General features: G+C 40.1%; 24 protein-coding genes. 5 read left to right on the top strand and 19 right to left on the bottom strand.

What is annotated here, in order from left to right; translation table 11 throughout:
• Positions 1 to 11: 11 nt before the first annotated feature.
• Entirely contained in the window at positions 12 to 824 is an 813-nt protein-coding gene (locus tag ACGLYD_RS21200; RefSeq protein WP_399630412.1) for a VanW family protein, read from the bottom strand.
• 197 nt (positions 825 to 1,021) lie between these two features.
• On the opposite strand from ACGLYD_RS21200, the gene ACGLYD_RS21195 reads away from it, so the two are divergent.
• The 4 genes from ACGLYD_RS21195 to ACGLYD_RS21180 are packed head-to-tail and all read left to right on the top strand — an operon-like array spanning position 1,022 to position 3,423.
• The gene (locus ACGLYD_RS21195; protein ID WP_342539525.1) at positions 1,022 to 1,741 is read left to right on the top strand and encodes an ABC transporter ATP-binding protein; all 720 of its coding nucleotides are present in this window, start codon (positions 1,022 to 1,024) and stop codon (positions 1,739 to 1,741) included.
• A 12-nt stretch (positions 1,742 to 1,753) separates the two neighbouring features.
• Positions 1,754 to 2,497: an ABC transporter permease gene (locus tag ACGLYD_RS21190; RefSeq protein ID WP_338653869.1), complete on the top strand. Its 744-nt coding sequence runs from the start codon at positions 1,754 to 1,756 to the stop codon at positions 2,495 to 2,497.
• A 60-nt stretch (positions 2,498 to 2,557) separates the two neighbouring features.
• Entirely contained in the window at positions 2,558 to 3,016 is a 459-nt protein-coding gene (locus ACGLYD_RS21185) for a LytTR family DNA-binding domain-containing protein (RefSeq protein ID WP_338653870.1), read from the top strand.
• The gene (locus tag ACGLYD_RS21180; protein WP_067204957.1) at positions 3,013 to 3,423 is read left to right on the top strand and encodes a DUF3021 domain-containing protein; all 411 of its coding nucleotides are present in this window, start codon (positions 3,013 to 3,015) and stop codon (positions 3,421 to 3,423) included. Before ACGLYD_RS21185 ends, ACGLYD_RS21180 begins: the two co-directional genes overlap by 4 nt.
• Positions 3,424 to 3,597: 174 nt before the next feature.
• Here the strand turns inward: ACGLYD_RS21180 and ACGLYD_RS21175 are convergent, their stop codons facing one another.
• From ACGLYD_RS21175 to ACGLYD_RS21125, 11 genes are all read right to left on the bottom strand, one after another.
• Positions 3,598 to 4,218 carry a LysE/ArgO family amino acid transporter gene (locus ACGLYD_RS21175; protein ID WP_067204954.1) on the bottom strand — a complete coding sequence of 207 codons (621 nt, stop codon included), beginning with the start codon at positions 4,216 to 4,218 and terminating at the stop codon, positions 3,598 to 3,600.
• A gap of 119 nt (positions 4,219 to 4,337) precedes the next feature.
• Entirely contained in the window at positions 4,338 to 5,540 is a 1,203-nt protein-coding gene (locus ACGLYD_RS21170; protein ID WP_067204951.1) for a class I SAM-dependent rRNA methyltransferase, read from the bottom strand.
• A gap of 291 nt (positions 5,541 to 5,831) precedes the next feature.
• Positions 5,832 to 7,907, bottom strand: a complete 2,076-nt coding sequence (locus ACGLYD_RS21165) for a DUF2339 domain-containing protein (RefSeq protein WP_399630405.1) — start codon at positions 7,905 to 7,907, stop codon at positions 5,832 to 5,834.
• Between the two features lie 102 nt (positions 7,908 to 8,009).
• Positions 8,010 to 8,606 carry a hypothetical protein gene (locus ACGLYD_RS21160; protein ID WP_255428558.1) on the bottom strand — a complete coding sequence of 199 codons (597 nt, stop codon included), beginning with the start codon at positions 8,604 to 8,606 and terminating at the stop codon, positions 8,010 to 8,012.
• A gap of 544 nt (positions 8,607 to 9,150) precedes the next feature.
• Positions 9,151 to 9,879 carry a MerR family transcriptional regulator gene (locus tag ACGLYD_RS21155; RefSeq protein ID WP_067204940.1) on the bottom strand — a complete coding sequence of 243 codons (729 nt, stop codon included), beginning with the start codon at positions 9,877 to 9,879 and terminating at the stop codon, positions 9,151 to 9,153.
• A 75-nt stretch (positions 9,880 to 9,954) separates the two neighbouring features.
• Positions 9,955 to 10,761: a hypothetical protein gene (locus tag ACGLYD_RS21150; RefSeq protein WP_399630402.1), complete on the bottom strand. Its 807-nt coding sequence runs from the start codon at positions 10,759 to 10,761 to the stop codon at positions 9,955 to 9,957.
• A 147-nt stretch (positions 10,762 to 10,908) separates the two neighbouring features.
• The gene (locus tag ACGLYD_RS21145) at positions 10,909 to 11,328 is read right to left on the bottom strand and encodes a GyrI-like domain-containing protein (protein WP_338653882.1); all 420 of its coding nucleotides are present in this window, start codon (positions 11,326 to 11,328) and stop codon (positions 10,909 to 10,911) included.
• 101 nt (positions 11,329 to 11,429) lie between these two features.
• Positions 11,430 to 12,860 (bottom strand): carbon starvation protein A, encoded by a 1,431-nt coding sequence (locus tag ACGLYD_RS21140; protein WP_187046485.1) that lies wholly within the window; start codon positions 12,858 to 12,860, stop codon positions 11,430 to 11,432.
• Positions 12,861 to 13,117: 257 nt separating this feature from the next.
• On the bottom strand, positions 13,118 to 13,846 hold the full coding sequence (locus tag ACGLYD_RS21135; RefSeq protein ID WP_338653885.1) for a LytTR family DNA-binding domain-containing protein: 729 nt from the start codon (positions 13,844 to 13,846) through the stop codon (positions 13,118 to 13,120).
• Positions 13,846 to 15,546, bottom strand: a complete 1,701-nt coding sequence (locus tag ACGLYD_RS21130; RefSeq protein ID WP_399630397.1) for a LytS/YhcK type 5TM receptor domain-containing protein — start codon at positions 15,544 to 15,546, stop codon at positions 13,846 to 13,848. The genes ACGLYD_RS21135 and ACGLYD_RS21130 overlap by 1 nt, the downstream gene beginning before the upstream one ends.
• A gap of 75 nt (positions 15,547 to 15,621) precedes the next feature.
• Positions 15,622 to 15,768, bottom strand: coding sequence for a hypothetical protein (locus ACGLYD_RS21125; protein ID WP_187046484.1), 147 nt, complete (start codon positions 15,766 to 15,768; stop codon positions 15,622 to 15,624).
• A 77-nt stretch (positions 15,769 to 15,845) separates the two neighbouring features.
• Here ACGLYD_RS21125 and ACGLYD_RS21120 point away from each other — a divergent pair, with 77 nt between their 5' ends.
• The gene (locus ACGLYD_RS21120) at positions 15,846 to 16,475 is read left to right on the top strand and encodes a hypothetical protein (RefSeq protein WP_338653888.1); all 630 of its coding nucleotides are present in this window, start codon (positions 15,846 to 15,848) and stop codon (positions 16,473 to 16,475) included.
• 345 nt (positions 16,476 to 16,820) lie between these two features.
• On the opposite strand, the gene ACGLYD_RS21115 is transcribed toward ACGLYD_RS21120, so the two are convergent.
• The 7 genes from ACGLYD_RS21115 to ACGLYD_RS21085 form a co-directional block, all read right to left on the bottom strand.
• Positions 16,821 to 17,423 carry a maltose acetyltransferase domain-containing protein gene (locus ACGLYD_RS21115; protein ID WP_187046482.1) on the bottom strand — a complete coding sequence of 201 codons (603 nt, stop codon included), beginning with the start codon at positions 17,421 to 17,423 and terminating at the stop codon, positions 16,821 to 16,823.
• 44 nt (positions 17,424 to 17,467) lie between these two features.
• Positions 17,468 to 18,337, bottom strand: coding sequence for an ROK family protein (locus ACGLYD_RS21110; RefSeq protein WP_399630393.1), 870 nt, complete (start codon positions 18,335 to 18,337; stop codon positions 17,468 to 17,470).
• Between the two features lie 21 nt (positions 18,338 to 18,358).
• A complete protein-coding gene (locus ACGLYD_RS21105) occupies positions 18,359 to 19,816 on the bottom strand; it encodes a glycoside hydrolase family 32 protein (RefSeq protein WP_399630390.1) in 1,458 nt (485 codons plus the stop codon).
• A gap of 18 nt (positions 19,817 to 19,834) precedes the next feature.
• Complete coding sequence (locus ACGLYD_RS21100) at positions 19,835 to 21,439, bottom strand: ABC transporter substrate-binding protein (RefSeq protein ID WP_399630387.1); 1,605 nt, start codon at positions 21,437 to 21,439, stop codon at positions 19,835 to 19,837.
• A gap of 18 nt (positions 21,440 to 21,457) precedes the next feature.
• A complete protein-coding gene (locus ACGLYD_RS21095; protein ID WP_187046479.1) occupies positions 21,458 to 22,333 on the bottom strand; it encodes a carbohydrate ABC transporter permease in 876 nt (291 codons plus the stop codon).
• 20 nt (positions 22,334 to 22,353) lie between these two features.
• Positions 22,354 to 23,289 (bottom strand): sugar ABC transporter permease, encoded by a 936-nt coding sequence (locus ACGLYD_RS21090; protein ID WP_187046478.1) that lies wholly within the window; start codon positions 23,287 to 23,289, stop codon positions 22,354 to 22,356.
• A gap of 116 nt (positions 23,290 to 23,405) precedes the next feature.
• Positions 23,406 to 24,371: a LacI family DNA-binding transcriptional regulator gene (locus tag ACGLYD_RS21085; RefSeq protein ID WP_340741291.1), complete on the bottom strand. Its 966-nt coding sequence runs from the start codon at positions 24,369 to 24,371 to the stop codon at positions 23,406 to 23,408.
• Positions 24,372 to 24,701: the final 330 nt, after the last annotated feature.

The following is a 24,701-nucleotide window of genomic DNA, read 5'->3' as shown; positions in this document are numbered from 1 at the left end:
ATATCCCCGCTTCACTTCTCATATGTCAAAAATGGCTCATACATCGTGATCGCGTGGTTTTCTGTGATGAATTCGTCATCGATAAGTTCTCCGTTCAGGTTGTACGCTTTCCTATAGATCGTATTATGGCGCACATAGCCGCCCCACGATTCACGCGTGAAACTATGGTCTTTTTCGTATACTTTATACGTTCGATTCGCACCCATATGCGCACGCCATTCACCAACAAGCGATGTGTCCGTCAAATAGATGAGGAGCTGATAGGGCACATTCGTTTCATTCTTTATTTGTAAATCTAGATAGTTATAAGCACATGTGGCACCACTTCCGAATGGCTGTTTCCGTTTCGAATCTGGGAATACGTCATAACTATGACGGTATCGCTCAGTAATCGTGAGCGGCGTGTGAAGTGTCATCCAGTAAATCAGGTTCGACAACTGACACAAACCGCCTCCAACGCCTTTCGTTACTTGCCCGTAATGCAAAATCATTCCGTCAACGTAACCTTTTCGCTTCGTCGTACTGCCTATCAAGCGCCAATAGGAAAATGTCTCTCCAGGCTGGAGCATAATTCCGTTCAATCGTTTTGCTGCTATTTTCAAATTCGTAATTTTGTTTGTTTGCAATTCCATCTCTACATCTTTCAATTTGCGGAGCAACGGCGTTCGATGTTTGAAGATGACATGGTTTAATTTCTCCATTGACCGCCTTGTTGCATACTTTTTTCCGTCCATGTACCACTCCGAATACCGCCTCAATCGGTACACTTTCTTCCCGAAGAATATTCGCAACTTGCTGCGCTTTTTTGGTTGCAATGAATTCATCCGCGTCATCCCCTCTTCTACTTATTCTCTTCTCTACCAGCTTTGTCCTTTTAATTTATCGGAAAACCAAATGCATTTCATAGGACGTTTTCTACAAGTCACCTTCCTATTATTGCGGTTCACGGGAATACCGAAGACAGCAAGACCGAGACAACATACACTTTGGTTACAAAGAACTTTCAAACGGAGGGATAGCAATGAATATCATCAACGTTAGCAACTTGAAAAAAGCTTACGGAACAAACGTCGTTTTAAAAGGGTTGGATTTTCAAGCACAAGAAGGCGAAGTAATTGGGGTTATCGGGAAAAACGGGGCGGGCAAATCAACGTTCCTTGAAATTATTATGACCATTAAACAATACGACGCTGGAACAGTCTTCGTTTTCGATGAAGATATTAAAGCACTTTCAATAAACCGGATGGAACAAGTTCGAAAACAAATTTCCGTCGTCCTGCAGCCTACACAGTTCTATCAGACACTGAAAGTACAAGAGTTACTACGGTTATTTAAAGCCTATTACAAATCCCCAATTGACATCGAAACAATCATCGCTGATTTTAAATTACAACCGCATCGAAAAAAGTACTTCGATAAACTTTCTGGAGGATGGAAACAGATTGTAAGCTTGGCCATCGCCTTTTTATCACAACCGAAACTTCTAATTTTAGATGAACCGACAACTGGTCTGGATCCGCATATGCGCAATATTCTTTGGACGTATATTACCGATTACAACGAGAAAACAGGCGGTACAGTCATTCTGACAACACATAATATGGATGAAATCGAATTGTACTGCGACAAAGTAATGCTTATAGATAATGGTGTGAATGAAGTCTTCGATACGACAGAAGCTATTTTGGCATCAGGCTATAAATCCATCAATGAATTTTATCTCGAGAAAGTATCTATATAAGGAGGAGAAAATATGTTAGCGACTCAGTTAAAATACGACTTACTCATGTTTTCAAGAGAGTTATTTTACTTAGTTTTCACGATTGTGGTACCACCTGTTACGTACATTTTCATGGGGCAATTGTTCGGAGACCAAACCTACGCGGGTAACTTAAGTTATGCACAAACATATACACCCTCGTATATTTTACTTATCACGTTCACCACTGTATTTTTCGCTTTCGGGTTTGACCAGGTGACGCATCGTACGACGGGTGTCGAAAAACGAATTAGACTTTCTCCCGTTTCTAAAAATATGCTTCTGCTATCCAGTATTATCCGCTCCATTATCATTACAAGTTTTGGCTACCTGTTCGTTTATGCGATTGGTATGCTCTTGTATGATTTGCAGTTTCATGTACTGAATTTCATCTTGGCCTATGGATTTTTCATCGCACTCAATGCTGCTCTGCTCGTTATCGCATCTGCCATCTACTCTTTTTTCAACGAGATGAAAAGTGCATTAGTGTTCTCCATCGTTATTTTCCAAGTCGTTATCTTTACAGGTGGCTTTGCATTTCCAATTAATATGATGCCGAAATTTATACAAGTTATCGCCGAATTTAATCCGCTCTATCATATGAATAATTTGTTCATTGGTGTTTGGAATGAACAGCTTACTTTTGACAACAGTACGCTTATATCCGTCGTCTATATTTCTTGTTTAGTGATTGTCGCATTGTTCGTTCTCCATATTTCTACTAAAAGACGTATTTGACAGACTACCAGGCAATGGTAAATTTAATGTATATACTATTGCCGATAGGGGTGCATCGCAATGAAAGTATCATTAAACATTGATCGCGATTATGAAGAAACCAAGGTGACGATTGAATGCCCGACATTGGATGATTCCGTACAAGAAATTCTAGATTTTATCAAAGGGCAAGACACAGAATTCCTCGTCGGAAAAGACGGCGATATGCAACATATTTTAAAACCGGCAGAAATTCACTTTTTCCATACAGAAAAAGATAGCGTTATCGCCGTGACTTCTGCTGGCTCATTTAAACTAAAAGAAAAGTTATACGAACTTGAAAAAATTCTTCCGGCGAGTAAATTCATTAGGCTCTCTAAATCTGTCATTGCAAATCTACATGAATTAAGCCGCTTCGAAGCGTCGTTTAATGGAACACTTTGTGTGTATTTTAAATCAGGTACAAAAGAATACGTCTCTCGGACATACGTCAATGCCATTAAAGAATCCTTGAAAATGAATAGGAGGAAAGGCGAATGAAAACCTTTTTATATAGAAGCTTCATCGGTATTCTGTTCGGTGCATTTATTGCAGTCATATTGACGAATTCTGTTGTGCTATTCAGCGGTAAAGATATGCTAGACGGACAATTATTCTTAAAAAACTCACTCGGTTCCATCTTCTGTGGTTGGTTTTTCACAGTTACGCCACTCTTTTTTGAAAATACGTCTTTGCGTTTGTCCCAACAGACCGCATTACATTTCGTTACGGTAGTTATCCTTTACTTCATCCTCGCGTTCGGAATCGGTTGGGTTCCATTTACAGTAAAAAGCTTTTTACTCGTATTCGGAATGTTTGTTGTCTGCTATTCCATATTTTGGACTTCCTTCTATCTGTATTTCAGAGGGCAGGCGAAGAAGTTGAATGCGGAACTCCAGGAGCTTTGATTTATTACTATTCATTCCTATTCTTTGTGTTATGACCGGCATGGAAGTAGTTATGCTCGATACGATGCACGTTATGACCGCCATGGACGTGGTTATGCTCTCCATGAGGCTGATTATGACCGGCATAGGTTAAATTACAGAAAAACCGTGCCAGTTTGTTACTCGGCACGGCTCTTACATCATATTCTTGATAAGTCTGATTGCCATATACACAGCAACTCCCCAAACGACTAAAGCGGATACTTTATTCAGCAGCGCCATTAGTTTCCCACTCGAATCCAACTTTCCGAAATAGCGTCCGCCCGTTGCAAGCCCGATAAACCAAAGCCATGAAACGATGATTGTCGTCAGCGTAAATGCAATTCTTACGTCCCCCTCGTAATTGAGTGAGCTTGACCCGATAACTCCAATCGTATCGAGGATTGCATGAGGGTTCAATAAAGAAACCGATGCTGCAAAGATGATTTGCTTTTTTGTAGAAAATCTCTCTCCATCCACCTTCGTCGACATCGCATCACTTTTCCATAAGACAAAACCGATATAGAGTAAAAAGAGAATACCGATACTGAAGATAATGTTTTCCAACCAGGCAAACGTTAGGACAAGAAGTGATACGCCCGACACCGCCGCAACAATCAAGATTGTGTCACAAATACCCGCGGTCACGACTACAGGTAGGGCTCTCATGAATGTCGGTTGCAATGCCCCCTGATTAAAAACAAACACATTTTGGACACCTAATGGCACAATAAGTCCAAATGCAAGGATAATTCCATGTAAAATTGCCTCAGTCACATGCCCACCCCTATTCAATCTCAATCCTAATCAATTCTCGATTGAAAAGCTTAGTCCTCTTTTATGAATAAAAAAAAGCCGCACCAGAAGAATCCTAGCACGGCTTTTGTATTCCACATTTATTTCGTCTTCTGCACAATAACAACTTTTAAATAGTTGAATTCAGGGTAATCACGGTTTGTCCGGAAGTCTTTCGGCAATGTTGATTCCTCAAGAATTTTATACCTAGATCCTGCTTCTTCGAAGGCCTGCTCGATGAACGTTTTGAATTTCTTCATTCCGAAACTCGCATTATTTGTCGATGCAACAATGATGCCGTTTTTCTCAGTAATCGCAATCGCATCCATAAGAAGTGCCGGATAATCCTGCGCTGTACTGAACGTATACTTTTTAGTACGAGCGAAACTAGGCGGGTCAAGAATGATTAGATCGAATTTCAAATCATTCCGTTTTGCATAGCGGAAGTAGTCGAAGACATCCATCACTTTGATATCCTGCTGTTCGTAATCTATGGCATTCACACTGAACTGCTCGATTGTTTTCGCATTGCTACGCTTCGCCAAGTCAACGTTTGTCGTCTTAACTGCGCCGCCGAGTAGTGCTGCAACGGAAAATGCGCCCGTATACGAGAATGTGTTCAACACATTTCTTCCCTCGGAATACTTATCGCGAACCGCTTTACGCATATCACGCTGATCAAGGAAAATCCCAGTCATTGCGCCGTCATTTAAATTGACTGCGAAATTCATGCCATTCTCTTTGACGATAATTGGGAAATCACCTTGCTCCCCTTTAACGAAATCATCCTGTTCGATGTATCCGCCTTTTGTGTCAAAGCGTTTCTTCTCATAAATACCTTTGTAATCAATGATTTTATCAAAGACGCTGTAGACATGATGCTTCAGCGAATAAATTCCTTCGCTATACCAACTCACCATAAAATAGCCGTCGAAATAATCAATTGTCAGTCCGCCGATGCCATCGCCTTCACCATTGAACACGCGGAACGCTGTCGTGTAGGCATCCGCAAATAAAGCTTCACGTCTCGCAAATGCTGCGGCAATTCTTGATTCGAAGAAGTCAAAATCGATTACTTCTTCCTCTTTCCTCGTCAGTACCCAGCCAAGACCTTTATTTTGCAAGCCGTAATAGCCTTTCGCAACGAAGCGACGGTCTTTATCCACTAATCGTACAATCGTTCCTTCCGCTTCCGTTGCAAGCACGCCAGAATTAATAATCGCATCTTTTAAAATTAACGGATAGCCTTTTTTGAAATCTTTAATATTTCTTGCATTTACTTGTAAATCGATTGTTTTTGTCATTTCGTCATCCTTACTTGATCGTTTTCTTTATTATCGCACGTTTTATCATTAATTGCGAAATTAGTAAAGCCTTTTGCTCTTTACACCGAATTGAAACAACCTGCTCGGTGTCCTCAGTAAGAGTATATACTTAATTTAATCAGTCTTCGTCGCCCGAAAATCTGCGGCTCTTCAAACAAGTCGTGTATTGTGTCCAATACACCTGACACAAAGTAGTTTACAATTTCCCTCATTTATATGAAAAAGCAGCAGAACTAATCATTCCGCTGCTTTTTCATATTGCTTCTTTTTTTAGTCTTCCTTCAATAACGTCCGTGAATATACCAGGCCGACAACACCAACGATGGTGAACAATATTGCCCGAACAAGAATGGAAATGCTTGATAAGTCGACGAGGAAGAGCTTCAGCACACAAATGATAATGAGCACAGCTCCGATTATTTTGACATACTTCCAATTCATTTTCCCACCGATACTGATGGACACAAACGCAAAAGCAAACAGTAAGAACGTATGCGCAAACAACACATATTCCAAATCCCATTCATAAGCTGTCGTGAAGGCTAAGTACCATTTATTTAGGACGATGAAATAGATAATTTGCAGTACAATCGCCAGTTGCGGTGTCTCCCACTTCAGCTCTTTGCCCGAAAGATAGAAACGGTCTTTTACAATCGCCCACACTACAGCCGTAAAAGCGGCCACAAAAGCAAATTGCACAAAGAAATTAAATAAAAACTCGCCGTGTTTATAATATGAACCCAAGCCCGTCAGCAGCACTATCATACCTGCTATCAGAAACAGAATAACTGCCCCATGCGTCAAGTACAGTCCTTTACTCCACTTGTGGAAGAAATACATAGCACTAAGTACCACCAATAATACAAACGCATGAACATGATTAGCTGTGTCAAACGATACATAAGTATTCGCAAGCCCTAGCTTTGTTAATTTAAAAATATAGACAAGAACAAGTAGTTGACCAACAATCAAACTTTTGTCAATTGACTTCGTTTTCCCCAATAAACGAGAAGGCGTAAATCGGTAAAGCGTGTAAAATATCCAACTGAATGAACCAATAAAGACAAGCCACACCGCATTCTCCATGGACCAAAATACATTTATTTGCAATGTAGTCAGGACTGCTGGAACCGTAAATAAGTAAATTACTGAACCGGTCACAATTGTCCTAAGTGTGTTGAAACGCAAACCTACCCAAATTCCAATTGCCCCATTCACTAGAAGCAATATTAGAACAACCCGAGTATCATCCATGTCGAAGGATAGGATGAATACAGTGACTGCAAATACGGCTACAGCAGACAAAATACCTCGTAGCGCGCTTTCTTTCTTCCAAAAAGAATATACCGCAAGCAGACTATACAACAGCGCCAACAAGCCGTAAACAGTCACTTCCTGCATATGGTCAAGTAGTTTTATCCAGCCGATTGTTAAGACAAAATTCGAGTAGAGAAGTGCTTCTGAAAATACATCCCTTGAAATTCGACCTTTTAAGTAAAACAATAAAATCACACCATGCTGAATTAACACCGTCGCAACAAGTATCGATTCTTCCGCAAACGCACTCTCGAGAAGTGCATAAACGAACAACGTTAAATGGAATAGTGAGAACATGACGTAGAACGTATACTTATACTTTTGACTGAGTGACACATAAAACAGTGATAAAAATAACAACAGGATGTACGCACAGAATTGAATGGAAGTTGCTCCTTCTCCTTCTAATAAAAAAGGTAGTAAAAATCCTGCAATCCCAGAAAATATCGTCAACGTTTCCGATTTTGTTTTTCTCGATAACAACAACCCTGCGATAATATAAGCCACGCCTATCACAAATGCAATCGTGAAATTCAGATAGCCATATAAAAGATGTGCCGCGAATGTCGTCAAAATTCCGAGTCCGATAAAACCGCCAAGTAATGTTAGACCAAACCCTTTTTTTCCACCATTGTAGTAATGCGTCCCAAGAAAATAGAGCAAAATTGTTCCTGTGTAGCCCATTCCAACTCGTACTGGATTGGTGATAAATCCATTATCCATTCCAACTTTCAATCCCCATAAAACTCCAAGTAGTAGAATAAACATAAATATTCGCGGAAGCCAGTTGCTTAACGCTTTCTCAAGATCGAATTCTTTCCTTATTTTCTGCTGAATCGGAACTTCTTCCCGAACTGGTTGCTCAGGCAAACGTGCCATTATCGAGGCTAAATGAACTTTTTCCACTTTCTCCGTAACAGGGCTTGGAGGGGTTTTCATTTCAGCCAATTGCCGCTTCAACGTGCTTACTTCCCCTTCTAGATCAGACACCCGTTGCAAAATAACCTTCAGTTCTTCATCCAACTTCATCCCTCATTTCCTACTTACTAGTTTCAAAGAACTTAAACCGGGTATAAAAAAGAGAGTCCCCTCGATAAACCGAAGTACTCTCACGATAAATAGGTTACTTATTTAGGCCAGTAATCGAAATGCTAAACTCTTCCACACACTCATACGGATAGGCTGTCGTTCTTGTTGACCCCTCGTCTGATCCAAATACGTCTGTAAATCACCTTCAAAAACAGGCTCCAAACAGGGCAATTGTGAAAAATGATGTGGCTGCACTAAACTTGGTGAAATATTAAACATTTGTAAGCCGCCTTCATTTACGACCATCGCCACAAATTGTGAACAGAAAAATGCATGCTTGCGTTGAATTCCCTTATTCAGAGCCACGCCAAATAAACCAATGAAATTATATTTATAAAGTTCTTTATTCTGTTCAATTAAGCGGATTTTATCAAGCATGCGTGTGTATTCTTCAATTGTCACTTCACAACTATAAACCTCACATGTTGCTTGCCGGAATATGCCCTCTGTAGCACTTTCTTTCACAAACCCACCTACGAAAGGATTATGCCGCTGCTTTCGACCGAAACTGTACATCTCGTTCAGCTGTTCATCAAACGCGATTGACGTATGATTTAAATCCTTCCGCGTATACATCCCAATCGCTTTTGACAGCAACGTCCCCGTATCCGTAAGCACGATATATATTGTTTTTTTCATGACTATCAACCCCTTGCGATCTCTTACTGTTACATCCATTATGTACGTTCCGATAGGTTAACTAAACCGGCTGTGGATGGAAACTGTCTAAGACCCGGGACCTAGATAGTAACGGGTATTTAAGACAGTTGATAAAGTTAATCTTCAATCAGAGGGGGGTTATCATCCCCCTCTGATTGTTAGTTTAACCATTCGGGCTTTTACGGGCAGTTGATCCCCCACTTATTCTTCTCGTGTCCTTGATGACTTGAAGTGGGGATTTTACTGCCCGTTAATGCGGGATAAACTAAATTTCTTTATACTTACTATACGTTTCATAAGGGGCTGGGGTTTCATTTTCCCGAGAAGGTTCGGATACCGAATCAAAAAAACAGAGCGAACGAATTTGTTCGCTCTGCGAATTAGTACAGCCATAATAGACACCCATTTGTTCGGGTGCCCCCATTTTAAAGTCCTTGTTCTACTATACGTCTCTCGTGAGCCATTATACATGACTTTAACACAGACCTACAGAGATGCAAAGTTATATCCTAGACTCTCTGTCTTATTTTCCCTTTTCGACATAAACCGCCATCGCATCCCTCATAAACAGTGCAAGGCCATCTCCAAACTGGTCGATATTCTTCGTAAATCTTTCATCCGCAACATACATTTCACCAAGTCCTTTAAAGGCCTCAAGCGAGTACGTTCCAAAATTAGTATTCAGCATATTGAACCAATCGCCGATTGCTTCTTGCGCTTCGTCCGAAGACGGTGAAGTATTGCGGAGCTCCGCAAGATTAAAGTATATGCGATTCATTTCCTCTTGAATTTCCGGTCCGAACTGTGCAACCTTCTTTTTAGATGCATCTACCGCTTTATCGCCCCAACGCGCTTTCGCCTCTTGTTCATATGGGTTCTTGCTGAAATCGAACCCTTTAAATTTCTCTTCGTTTGTCATTACTAATTCCCCTTTTCCATGTTGAATTGTCTTCTCAATCGTTTTGATCATACTATCAAGCTGCTTGCGCTTTTCATGGAGCATTTTACGCTGCATTTCAAAAGCTTCCTGCCGACTAAATGCAGGACTCGTAAGCAGTTCTTTGATTTTTTTCAAAGAGAAGCCAAGTTCACGAAAGAACAGAATTTGCTGCAACGTCGCCAAATTATCGTCCGAATAAAGCCGGTACCCTGCTTCTGTCGTACAATCTGGCGTTAACAAACCGATGTCATCATAATGATGGAGTGTGCGCACACTAACACCGGTCAACTGCGATACTTCTTTCACTTTCATCGCTACCCGCCTCCCTTCAAAACTAACTATAAAGCATGACGTAACGTGAGAGTCAACACCTAAAAGAGATTTAATTCATCCTTTGAGCCATAGGAAAAACACCATTGTATACGCCAGCTTTTCATCGGATGAAATATGTGCCCCGAACTGGATATGCTCATGATGGGCAGTACTTTGAAAGATCGGTCTCATTGCATACGGAAAAATACCAAAACGGTATCTGGCCGTCATACGCCCCTCATCATCTTTCACGTCGAGATCGCCCGCTATTGACTTCGCTTCAAGTTCTCGCCAGACCGAACCATCTGCATGATACAAAACGCCTTGATTTTTGAGTTTTGCTTTCCAATGTTGCTGCACGTAAGCGGCCATGACTGTACCATCCGGTTTCTTTAATGTAAGTTCGTCACGCTTTATATTACTTCGGATTGTGATTGTCGCTAGCAGTTGTCCGTTTGTATCTAAGATGTCGTAGTGCACCGGAATGATAAACCCCTTCTCAAATAGCTCGAAAAATGTTAGCCATCTCGATAACCGCCCTTTGGATGGTTCAATGACAAACAGTGGATTGCCATCTGAATCGACGTTATACATTTTGAACAAAAAAGAAGGAATTCGTTTGAGAATCAATTCATCTAAATTCTCCAAGTTCAATGTGCTCACTGATATGTCGATTGTTTCATTGACTAATTTCTCATGTACGCTTTTGAATCGAAATCCCGTCCCGATCGAACATAACGCAAATATGCCGTTTATAACTAGCACATCTCCATTTTCCATGAAACTTGTATAACCAATGAAATAATATAAAATGCAAAAAATCGCCAGCCCTATCCCGATAACAAAACCGGAAATCCATGTCTTTCTATAGATTTCTATCAATCTTCTTCCTCACCATCCCTTACATTTATGTTGATGGATTAGACTACCAATTGTCAACTACTATCCAAATGTTCTAACAATAAAAAAGAGATCCACGGACTGAACCGTAATCTCTTCATTACACACAATTCGTTACCTTTTTTTCTATCACTCAATCGGTAGCCAAACCTCAATGTCATACCCGTTCGAACCTTCAGGATGAACATATCGTTCAAAACTAAAACAATTTCGCAGTTGAATACCATCCGTTTTCATAAGTGCATTAAACGCGGTTGGTATCGCGTGGACTCCACCTTCTACCTTTGCAACGACGAACTTGCCAGCTGGGACCACAGCTTCTTCTGTATTCTGCAATCCTTTGGCAAGATTCGATTTGACGCCGGCGATGTAGTGAATTTCCCCATCTTTCATCGCTAAGCAAAGTCCAAATGATTCTTCTGCAACGATTCCGTTCTCGGCAAGTTCCATATTCAGCACATCCCATTTACCCGGAATTTCTGACAGCGGTCCTTTCAATCCATACCCTTTAACATTGAACTCCTCAACTTCAATGACGCGTGTTTCCATGTGAATCTCCTCCTTTATTCAACTATACAATGATAATTCAATCAGAGGAATTTTTGCTGTCCATAAAAAAGATGAACTCAATTGAGTCCATCTTTTTATCCTTATTCAATAATTACATCTGTCTCTATCTTATTTGCTTTATTTTTCTTAGCTTTCACAAAGAACATCACCGCCAAAATAGCAGTTAACACAATCCCAACTATAAACGATAATTTTAAATCTAAATTAAATCCGATCTTTTGATTTAAGATATAAACGAATACCATATAGGTGATAAACAACGCGGGTACTAACGACACAAAGTAGTTCTTCCCTTTAATAAATAGATACATGGTCGCTATCCATAATGCGATAGCGGCAGTCGCTTGGTTTGCCCAAGAGAAGTATCTCCATAACAGGTTGAAGTCAATTTGTGTTAATAAAGCAGATACAACAAACAAAGGAACAGCAATCATTAAACGTTTCACTAATTTTTTCTGATCAATCTTCAAGTAATCAGCAATAATAGATCGTGCGGCACGGAACGCTGTATCCCCTGACGTAATGGGTAGTACAACAGCACCTAATACAGCAATCGTTCCACCAACAGCTCCTAATAATGTCATGGATACTTCATTGACAACAGAGGAAGGCGTACCTGTTTTGATGAATTCGCTTAATGTTTGCCCATCCAACATACTCATCGCTGCAGCTGCCCAGATCATCGCAATAACAGCTTCAGTAATCATCATGCCATAAAATACATAACGTCCCTGTGATTCTTTTTGCACTGTTCGAGAAATAATTGGTGATTGTGTCGCATGAAATCCAGATAAAGCACCACAAGTAATAGTGAAGAAAAGAATTGGGAAAATCGGTACATTATCTGGATGCAAATTGGCTAATGTCAATTCCGGAATCGTATAATCCGAGAATAGCAAAGCGCCTCCGACCCCAACTGTTCCGATCAACAGAACAGCACCAAAATACGGGTATAGTCTACCAATTATTTTATCAATCGGAAGAATTGTAGATAAGAAATAATAAATAAAAATGACAGTTATCAAAATCCATATAGCTACTTTACCATTTAATAATAAACTTAATAACGATGCTGGAGTCGTGACAAATACAGTTCCAACTAATAGAAGGAGTAACAAAGCGAAAACGTTTACAATATGCTTAGAAACGTTACCCAAGAATTTTCCTGCCAATTCCGGAATATGTGCCCCTTTATTCCGAATTGAAATCATGCCCGTTAAATAGTCATGCACTGCCCCAGCAAAAATCGCTCCAAAAACAATCCACAAGAACGCAACTGGTCCAAATAAAGCACCCATAATAGGTCCAAAAATCGGGCCTGTTCCTGCTATATTCAGGAGTTGGATTAACGCATTTTTATGTTTATTCATCGGCACATAGTCAATGCCATCTGCATTTGCATAAGCAGGTGTCTTTCGAGCATCAGCAGGATCAAAAATCTTTTCAATGAATTTTCCGTACGTAAAGTATCCGACGACTAACAGTACAATTGCGCTAAAAAATGTAATCATTTATACACCCCTATTCACTTTTGTTAAATCTACCGTGCCACACTACCTACTCTTCATTCCCCTTTTCAGAATGTAATCCCATATATTCAGTCTATGGCAATTTTTCTGAAATAGAAGCTTTTCGGCGTAACATGCTAGTTTGGCAGAATAACAGGCAAACAAGGAGGCTCAACAGGTATATAATGAATTAACAAGTTAAACCACTTCGGACTTTCACGCGGTGATTATAGCTAACAAGAATTAGAATCAGTTGAAAATCATAATTCCAACCTTTCCCGCAAATTCTTCACATAATTTCTACTGACGGAAAGTTTCTCATCCAGACCTTCCAGTTCAAGCCGATAAGCACCGTTAAACCAGGGCGTCAATCGGCTGACATATATCAAATTAACGAGGTAGCCTTTATGAATCCTAAAAAATGAAAACGGTACCAATCGACTTTCAAGTTCTTTTAATGTTGTCCGTATTTCATAGTTATCCGTTCGAGTAATGATTTTGGTCACTTTTTCATCCCGATACATATACAAAATATCTTGTGGAAGAATATAATCAATCTCGCCACCTGCTTCTACTGCCAATTTTCCAAGTTTTTCTGCGGTATCAGGTGGTAGAGATGGATACACTATTTTTTCAATCCGATGAATCGTTTGCTTCAACTGCTCTTCATCATACGGTTTTAATAAATAATCAATGGCATTAATTCGAAACGCTTCCGCTGCAAATTGGGGATAAGCGGTTGCAAAAATGATGAGCGGGACTTTTTTTAATTCTACCAGTACTTTAGCTACCTCAACCCCATTCATTTTGGGCATCTCCACATCCAAAAAAACGACGTCTGGCATTAACTGCACTGTTTTTAATATGGCAGCCTCTCCACTTTCTGCCTCCCCCACCACTTGCACATCGGGAAATTTGCTAAGTAAATATGTTAATTCTTCACGGGCATATCGTTCATCATCTACGACTAAGGTACGGATTGTTCGCATCACACGCCTACCTCCAATTTGGGAATACGAAACGAAATTGTTGTCCCCTCATTTCGTTCACTCTTGATTGATAATGCGGCTTGGTCACCAAACGTCATCATTAAGCGGCGATTGACATTGAATAGCCCCACTCCAGTTCCAGTTTCAGACTCAATCTGGGCCGAGCCCAAAATCGCAATCCGTTCAGGAGTGATTCCTTTCCCATTGTCTTCCACTCTGATTTCGATTTCTGTACCTACATTATGCACGGTCATTTTGATGATACTGTTTTTCTCCATATCATTAATGCCATGGTGAATGGCATTCTCAACAATTGGCTGCAATGTGAAAGGGGGAATCTTTTCAGCCAATAGATTGTCATCGACATCATACAAAATCGTCAGTCTATCTACAAATCTTGCTTCTATAACTTCCAAATATGATTTTACATGCGATAGTTCTTGCTCTAGGGATATTTGAGTTGCCGTTGTACCTGTCACGTTTTGCCGTAAAAAGTAAGACAAAGACGTCAGTAACTTTCGCGCCTGATCGGGATCCGTGCGAATCAAGGACATAATCATATTTAGCGAATTAAATAAAAAGTGAGGGCTAATCTGGGCCTGCAATGCTTTGATTTCTGCTTCTTTTGCCCACTGATACGCACGATCTGTTTCCGCGATTTCTAATTGGTTACTTAATAGTGAACTCAGTCCAGCAATCAGTTCGATGCTGACATCCGTAATCACTTTTTCAGTTGGATAATACAGTTTTAGTGTCCCAATCGTTTCTCCACGCCTTATGAGGGGCGCAATTACTGCTGCTCCTAATCGACAGCCCGGATAATCACAGTGGATGGTACCATCATTGACAACAACCAACTCGCCATGATGAATGACATCTCTTGTTTCATCCGTACGAATCGGGCTGCCTATCTTGTGATGATCACTCGCTATTCCAACATGGGCAAGGATATCCGTTTTATTAGTCATGGCGACCGCACTGGGTTGTAATTCGCGGAATAAAATCGTGCAGACAGCTTGCGCCGTGTCAGTGTTCATGCCCGTTCGCAAGTAGCCGAGTGTCTGGTTCGCAATGCGCAGCGTTTTCTGCGCCTGCATTGCCGTCACTTTCTCCTGTTCACTGATGACATTATGGACAATCAACAGAAAAAGGGCCGTACCGACACCATTGGCCAGAATCATCGGCACGCCGATTACCTCAACCAAAGTGAATGCTTTCTCAAACGGTTTGGAAATCAACAGAATCATGCTCATCTGCATGGCTTCCGCAAGTGCACCAATGCCAAAAACAGTAAGCGGTTTAAGTGCTTTCCCCTTCCGATAAAAAGCACCAGCCACCACGCCAGCAACGATTGTTGACAGACCGCAAGAGATTGCAGTAAACCCACCCAATGTCATGCGATGAATACCGGCAATCAGTCCAGCCCCAATCCCCACACGATAGCCACCTAACAAACCCGCAACAACAACGCCAATAACACGCGAGTTAGCAATTGCCTCATCCGACGTCAATACCGTTGCGACACTATTAAAATGCAGTGTATTCATATTAAGCGCAACCCCAAAATACGTACCCACAATTCCGAAAAAACCAAAAAATAAAATCGCCGTAAGCTCCTGCTTGCGATTCAATTTGTCATGATGAACCAAATCTTTAAAGAACTGAAAACGAGTTAAAATGAAGGCAACTGCTACAATCATGCCCACTCTTTCCAACATTATGACAAGCAAGTCTAACAGCGAAATCCCCCCAATTTAAAAAGAACATTCCCTAAATTATACTTTAAACTCACTTGTATACATATCTTTATTTTCAGTTTTTAATAAAGCAGGGAGTGAGTTTATGATTAGCAAAAGCAACACCGTTCCCTGTAAATAACCGAGGATAATTTCACAAACCTTGTCCACAACTACCAATGTCATCTATCCACTTCCTCACTGTCAATACTGGTTATTTATGGTATACTTTCATAAACAAAGCCATTATGGAGGATGATTAAATGACGACTATGCAAACAATGTCGATCCATCGCGCTTTATCAGAATTAAAAACCTTAAACGAGCGCATTGCGAAAGCTATTAATGAAGCAGATCATGTGGCAACAGACCGCAAATCTGCTCAAAAAATTAAAGGCCTTTCCATCGAAGACTACGAAAAAACAATCCAATCAGGTTTTGATAAAGTCGTTTCATTAATCGAACGACGCATCCACATTAAAGATGCAATTGTACAATCGAACGCAATGACAGAAGTAATCGTCGCTGGTGAAACTATGACTGTTGCCAAAGCAATCGAGCGTAAAACCTCTATTGAAAATGAAGAAAAGTTACTGACCTCCATGATTGAAGCCCGGAGAATAGCCATAAACAAGCTCACAAAAGAAAATGAGTCCCTTCCAAAACGCTTAGAAGAGTACTTAACGGCTATTTTAGGTAGCAAAGAAAACGCAAAAAAAGAAGAAGTTGAGCTACATACAAAGGCATTCATGGAACGAAATGAATATATTTTAATCGATCCACTCAAAATCAGTACACGAATCGAAGCATTAGATGAAAAAATTACAAACTTCAAAGCAGAAGTAGACGCAGTGCTTTCTGAATCGAATGCACTTACAACAGTTAACGTATAACTAGCCTTGCATGAGTATTCGAAAACGATATCCACAAGACCCTTCTTTTGTTGGTATTTCTTTGGGGAACAAGTAAAACCAACACCCAACTTACAACTTAATCTACAAGTAATGATGATAAAAGCTCAAGGCTTAAATCTCAAAGCTGTAAAACTTACGCATTAAAGTTCTTTACTGTTTAAAGGTCAACGTTCAGCACTCAAACCTCTTTTAAATCTTGGACAAACAGTTACGGGATTCTTGTGTTCGCCCATCGTTGTCTGCCAAGCTGAATATATTGTGCAAATTAAAATCGGTTAGAGAAATGATTATTTCTCTAACCGATTTTTTCTTCGTATTATGAATCTACCCGCGTTTCTCAAAATCCGCTGAATTAAGTAGGCGTCCCTCTACATCAATCTCTTTAATAATTTTCGCCGGGTTCCCACCTACAATCACATTATCCGGTACATCTTTTGTCACAATCGCTCCTGATGCGATCACTACATTATTTCCGATGGTTATTCCAGGGTTAATAACAGCTCTCCCGCCAATCCACACATTATCACCAATTGTAACTGGCTTGCCATACTCTACACCCGAAATTCGTTCCAATGGATTTACTGGATGTGTAGCTGTGTAAATATGTACACCGGGAGCAATCATACAATTATCACCAATCCTAATTTCACATACATCCAAAAACACGCTATCAAAATTAGCGTAGAAGTTATCACCGACATGAATATTAGATCCATAATCACAACGCAAGCTAGGCTCAATATTAAGTTCCTTACCAGTTGAACCAAATAGCTCTTTTAATAATTTAGTCCGTTCCCTATGTTCATTTTCCATCGTCCCATTAAATAACCTCGTTAAACGACGAGCGTTTTCCCGTTCTTTTGTTAATTCAAGATCCGAGGGACAATACAATTCGCCAGCTAGCATTTTTTCTTTCTCTGTTTTCATTGTAGGTCTCCCCTATTACTATAAAATTTGAGCGAAAGGATTCCCTATTCCAACTCAACCTTCGCCAAATAAAATGCACCTTTAATCGCCGAAAACCCTTCAATGCCAGGTGTTACAATATAATTAGCCATCTGGTCCTCCAGCTGCGGGAAAACCAAATAATGATTATTCATCGCCTGCAAATGTTTGTAAATAACGGGCAACAATTGTCTTTGCCTCATGACCCCACCACCTAGAATAATTCTTTCGGGTGATAGCGTTAGAATATACGTCATTAACGCTTGAGCGATATAATAGCCTTCGATTTCCCACACTTCCGGTCGACCTTCAAGCAACATAGCTTTCTGGTTCCATCTTTTTTCAATCGCTGGTCCAGAAGCTAGTCCCTCCAAACAATCTAGGTGGAATAGACAACCGCCCTCGAAATGATCATCTGGATGTCTTCTGACCGTGACATGCCCCATCTCAGGATGACTAATTCCATGCAGCATTTTGCCATTATTCACCGCGCCCACGCCGATTCCAGTCCCAATCGTGATATAGATACAGCTATCAACATCCTGAGCAGCTCCAAACTCCGCCTCTCCCAATGCTGCAATATTGACATCCGTATCGAACACTATCGGGACATCCAAGTACTCTTTTAACGAAGACAGGATATTAAAATGCTGCCATTGTACTTTAGGCGTCGTTGTAATACAACCATAACTTGCAGAGTTCGGGTTAATATCAGCCGGACCGAATAAGCCTACTCCTAATGCTTGAATCTCAAATTTTTGAAAGAATTCCTGAACTTTCTCCATAGTCTTAGTAGGGGTTGTTGTTGGAATTTCAATCAGCTCAATTACATTAAAATCCATATCCCCCACAGCACAGACAAACTTTGTTCCACCCGCTTCAATTGCACCTAGCAAGATACATTCTCCTCTCCATACTCATAATGAGTGAGATACTGAAATATAGCTATTTGTTAATTGGATAGCTCCACCTGATGCGAATAGGGCAATCTCTTCACAGACCTTATCCGGATAAATCAGGCTCGTTACAGCATAAGCACCCTCATTCAAGAATATTTCAATAGAAGAAGAATCTACAATAATACGCAATTTCATCTGATTTGTAACTTGCAGGTTCAACTCTTGGCGATTCGAAAAGTTTTCCGAGAATGTAATCTCTCCCGAATTCTTTCTATCCAACGTGACATAATTCGTCTCTGCATCTATCGTTAGCAACGTTTTTTGGCTTTCCGTATGGGACAACTCGACACCGAATTGCTTCGCATCATTATTATCAATCGTTAAAACAATCTCCACACTCGACTTATCCACCGCAAACGTTTTTGTCTCTTCGCCGTTGATTAGCACATCGTCAATTTCAACAACTTTCGTAAAGTATGAATCTAGTTCCTTGACGGGATTTTGAACGACCAGTAGCTGATCTCCAACATGTTGTAACGCTAACGTTCTCGGCAACGTCATCTGGCTTCTCCAACCCTCAGTCGGTACTTCGTTGGCATAGCGCCAATTACTCATCCAGCCCAGATATATTCTTCGACCATCCTCAGTAGGAATATCTGAAAAACTAACACCAGCATAATTGTCTTTTCCAAAATCTAGCCATTGAATCTCTTGATGGTCAGCTGTAAAAGTAGAGCCATCAAAAGAACCTACAAAGTATTGCGTTCTTGAGCCACTATCAAATTGAGGGTTGTCCCCAATACTGACCAATAACACCCACTTCTTCTCTTCACTATTATCCACGACTAATTCAAATAGATCAGGACATTCCCAAACACCATCATGGGAGCCAATATTATCCCCAAACTCACTTTCAAATTGCCAGTCTATTAAATTCGGTGACGAGTAAAAAGTCACCGTTTGTCCTGTTGCTAACGTCATCAGCCACTTTGCCGTTTTAGTATGCCAAAACACTTTCGGGTCCCTAAAATCTACTTTTGTCGGGTGCCCGAGTACAGGATTCCCTTCGTACTTCGTCCATGTTCGGCCTTGGTCATGACTATAGGCAAGACTTTGCGTTTGAATAGCCGTCGTTCCATCAGCCTTATCCAAATGATGCGTAAAAATCGCTACAATTCCTGGCTCATCCGGGAAAAGACCCGTTGTATTATGCCAGTCTACTACAGCACTTCCTGAAAAAATGGTCCCTAGTTCATCTGGATAGAGGGCGATCGGCAATTCCTGCCATTCAATCATATCCCGACTGACAGCATGGCCCCAATGCATGGGACCCCATATGCTATCATTTGGATTATGCTGAAAGAATAAATGATATTCACCTTTAAAATAAACCATTCCGTTCGGATCATTCATCCAATTTTTCTGTGGTGCAAAGTGCAAGGTTGGTCTATACTTCTCAAGATTAAAAGTCGTCAATTACTATTTCCTCCTCTGTTAGTTTGAATTTCGGTCATAACCATCTTGTTTAATTTGTAGCCAAGTAGGGAAATTCAATCGATCTAGCTCCGCCAAATACTCGCCCCACTCTTCTTCTGCCTTTTCATTTTTAATCCACTCTGCTCGTTTTCTGTGGACATAAGCGAATAAATCTGCTTCGATTGTCGATAGCTCTTTTAACTCATCAAGAGAGAAAAATACTTTCGGATAAATATTGTCAGCATTCATATGCGGTGACATGACTTCCTTCATTAAATCCAATCTTTCTATTGCGTCATCTGGCTTTGTCGTAACAGTGCCATAGTATTCATCAAGAATAGCCAATGGTCCGCCAATATTTGTTTTTTGTCTTAGCTCAACGGGGGCAGTTCCTTCCAGTGCAAGATGTTTTAGCATATTGGTATTTTCGTCAAACTCAAAGATATTTTGTTGCTCTGTATCTCCATAAGTTCCCCAGTTATTTTGCACAGATTGCACAGGATTATAAAGTTGGTCAATCCATTTAGCTGTTAACTCTAAGTTTTCATTGGCACTTGTGATAACCATTTTCCCTCTGTCAAAGCCCATGCCATTTGTGCGCGCAACATGGATATTGCCTTCAGCATCAGCAAGCGGAGGCATCAGTTCATAGTGATCGTTGTCGCCACTAATGTTCGCTTTATCCCACGTGAAATATAAACCATATTTCTCGTCTTTTCCTTTTGCCACATACGTATTGAAGTCTTGTTCAAAAGCCTCTTCATCAATGAGGTTATTTTTATACAGGTCCGCAAAGTACATCATGGCATCACGGTAACCTTCGTCTGCTGCTGTAAAGATTACTTCACCGTCGTTGGAAACGACCGTGTGATCCCAATTATCCCCCAAGCCAAATGGATTGAACAAAAATGCAAGATCCTCCCCGCCTTTGTTAATGATGAAAGAAAGCGGGATTTCATCGGCTTGTCCATTGCCGTTTGGATCGTCATTTTTGAAGGCTAGCAACACTTCTTTTAACTCTTCTACATTGGTTGGCATGTCCAATCCTAAGTTGTTTAGCCAATCCACGTTAATCCATGGAAACGTGTCAATGGAGTGAATGTTTTCTTTACCTGCTCCTAATTCCTCAATCCAAGGGAATGCGTAGATATGGCCATCTGTTGCCGTAATCATAGACCTGTATTCCGGTTTTGCTTCTAATACCTTTTGCAAATTCGGCATATACTGGTCGATGAGATCTTCCACGGGAATAATCGTGCCATCCTTCCCTAATTTCTGAAGATCATAGTCACTGTAAGCGGCGTCTAGAATAGCATCTGGCAAATCACCACTCGCAACCGTCAAGTTTCTCTTTTCAATAAATGAATCAGTCGTATAGTTTTTCCATTCAATATTGACACCCGACTTTTCTGCTAATCGTTTGTAAATTAGCTTTTCATTCGGATCTGTCGGTGCTAAAGGTGAGCTTTGTGTCATGAATTTTAAGCTCACTGCTTCTTCCAATGGAAATGTGATATCTTTTAGCTCATAAGCTTCAGATGACGTGCCACTATCTTTGCTACATCCCGCAAATAATAATCCCGTCACGAGTAAAGCTGTTAGTGCCTTGTTGCTCTTTTTCATACTAAAACCCCCATTTTTTTATTTTATTGAACCAACCATTACGCCTTTTTCAAAATACTTCTGGAAGAAAGGATACATAATGATTAGAGGTAAACTAGAAAGAATAATAGATGAGTATTTAATCATTTCCGACATCTTTTTCAACTCTGCCATGGCAAGCTGATCGCCAATCATACCAGGCTGTACTTCATTTTGGATAAGAATCGAACGTAACACCAATTGCAATGGATGCAATTTAGCATCCTCTAAGTAAATCATGGCGTCAAAATAAGAATTCCATTGTCCTACAAAGGCATATAAGGCAAGAACAAAAATAATCGGTTTAGATAGCGGTAAAATAATCTTGAAGAATATAAGTAAATCAGATGCCCCGTCGATTTTTGCCGCTTCCTGTAGTTCCTTAGGAATGGCTTTGAAATATGTTCTAGCTAAAATAATATTCCAGACACTAATCGCACCTGGCAAAATAATAGCCCATATGCTATTTAACATCCCTAGATCCTTGATCACTAAATACGTCGGGATTAAACCACCACTGAAAAACATTGTGATAAGGAAGAAAATCATAATGACTTTCGTACCCCTAAAGCCCTCAACCGATAATGGATAAGCAGCTAGTATGGAAACAATAACTGTCACCAAAGCAAATCCAACTGAGTACAGAATCGAGTAAAAGAACCCTCTAATAATCGCTTCGTTTTGCAAAATTTTCACATAGCCTTGCACACTCCAATCGTCCGGATTGAACGATATGCCTTTACTTAGCAAAACGTTAGGTTCTAAAAATGAGGCTAACAGCACATAGAGCAAAGGCAACAGAATAATCAACGTCGCAATAATGAGGAAATACTTATTTATCATGAGCAGAAATCGATCTTTTTTCGAATAATTCATATCTCTATCTTGTCCCCCTTTTAATAAAGACCTTCACCTTCATTTAGTTTTTTAACTACGTAGTTCACAAAAATAAGCAAAATCACATTGATAATGGAGTTAAATAATCCAACTGCCGATGAGTATGCATAGTCTCCGGCTTGTAGCCCCACTTTGTAAACATAGGTTGCAATAATTTCAGACGTTGGAATATTCATGGCGGTTTGCATCAAATAGGCTTTCTCAAATCCAATGCCCATGATTCCACCTGCCGCTAGGATAAATAGAACAGCCATCATAGGTTTTAATGTCGGAAGATCGATATGCTTTACTCTTTGCAACAATGATGCTCCATCAATGGTTGCTGCATCATGTAGCTGAGGATCCACATTAGAAAGCGCTGCCACATAAATGATAGAAGCCCAGCCTGCACCTTGCCAAATACCCGAAAGAATATAGATGGATACAAATGCATCTGGATCAGACATGAACGAAATCGGCTTGTCCATGAAAAACGATAAAATCGTATTAATAGGTCCCGTTGGTGACAAGAAGATAAATAGCATCCCTGTAATAACAACAACCGAGATAAAATTCGGTGCATACAGAATGAGTTGAATATTTTTCTTAATGGATGCTCGTTTCACCTGATTTAACATTAATGCCAGAATAATCGGTACCGGAAATCCTAACACTAACCCGAAAACACTTAGTTTAAGCGTATTCATAAAAATGTCTCCGAAGTTTGGGGACGTTAAAAATTTTGTAAAATGCTCAAACCCTACCCAATCACTTCCCCATATCCCTTTCATAGGACTAAAATCTTTAAAGGCAATAATTGATCCGTACATTGGAATATATTTAAAGATAATTGTCAAAATAATCGCTGGAGCTAAAAATAAATACAGCATATAGTTTTGTTTCATATACTGAAACAAACTTTTTCTCTTACGGTTTGTTTTTGAATCAGTAATCATCTCTATACATAGCCCCCTTAAGTATTTTTTGATTTGTGAGTTAATAGTATGTTAACCGCTTTCATATGTCAACCGCTTGACATAAAATAAAATAAAAAAACCTAATCCCATGAAAATTAGGTCGTCTCATTGATTAATAGCTGAACTGGCAACACCGTTTCATACGGACCTGAAAGTTCCGAGTTATCAATCATATCCATTAATTTTTTCACAGAAGTTTTAGCAATTTCCTCAATTGGTTGTTTAATCGTCGTGAGCTGAGGTAATAAGCTCCTCGTCGTTTTTGTTCCATCATAACCAATGACCTTTAATTGTTCGGGTACTTGAATGTTCAATTCTCTTGCAACTTGCAAACAGGCGGCTGCCATCAAATCATCACTGGCGAATATGCCATCTGTTTCAGGGCGTTCCAATAAAATTTTTCTGATTGATAATACAATATCCTCTTCATCAAACTGCAGTTCATATGTAACGGGATTATCGACCAGATCCTCATAAGCTTTTCTTCTATATTGGGTGGGGGTTTCTAATTCAAGAGGACCATTAATATGAATAATTGACAGACATCCTCGATCGATTAAATGCTGAACCGCCAATTTTCCACCCATATAATTATCAGAACCGACTACAGGTATTGTCGGTGCCAAGTAATGGTCAATCGCAACAATCGGGAGCTTCGGATACTTATACGTATCGATTCCCCGGTTATACGAACAAACAAGAATACCGTCTACTTGATGTCGAATCAGCATCGTCGAATAAGCCTTCTCTTTTTCAAATTGCCCTGAACTATTACAAAGAATAATTTTATACCCTAAAGATGAGCAGATATTTTCAATATACAACGATAATTCTCCAAAAAAAGGATTACTAACCGTCGGAACGATTAGTCCGATAAAATTCGTTCTCTTTTTGAACAGAGACCTTGCAACGTCATTCGGGTAATAATCCAATTCTTCGATGGCGTCCTCTACTTTTTTCTTCGTCAGCTCACTAATGTAACCTCTATTATTCAATACCCGAGATACAGTCGTTGGGGACACCCCGGCTGCTTTCGCAACATCTTCTAATTTAACTTTCATAATATGTCTCCTCATATATAAAGTATATTTATTCCCAATATTAATTACATCTTAGCATATATTACTATTTAGTACGGGCCAAGGAAGCCACTTACAAGCAAAGTCGTAAGATAAAACGCAAAAACCCCGTCCTTCTTCATCGACGGGTTTTCTTGTCTATGCTGCGTTATATAGGTTGAAATAAAGAATTCCATTGAATCCGCTATGGTGGGAGGCCCCCCTATGAAGGCTTCTTCGCTCAGTTTTAAAAAAGGCACTGGCACTAAAACAATCATGTCATTTCAAACAAATGGAATTGTTTGAACTTTCACGACTGAACGAGTGCCTGTC

It is taken from the genome of Sporosarcina sp. SG10008, assembly GCF_044569405.1.
Lineage (GTDB): Bacteria > Bacillota > Bacilli > Bacillales_A > Planococcaceae > Sporosarcina > Sporosarcina psychrophila.
Note: the sequence above shows the minus strand (reverse complement) of the source record. Positions and strands in the feature narration are given on the sequence as shown.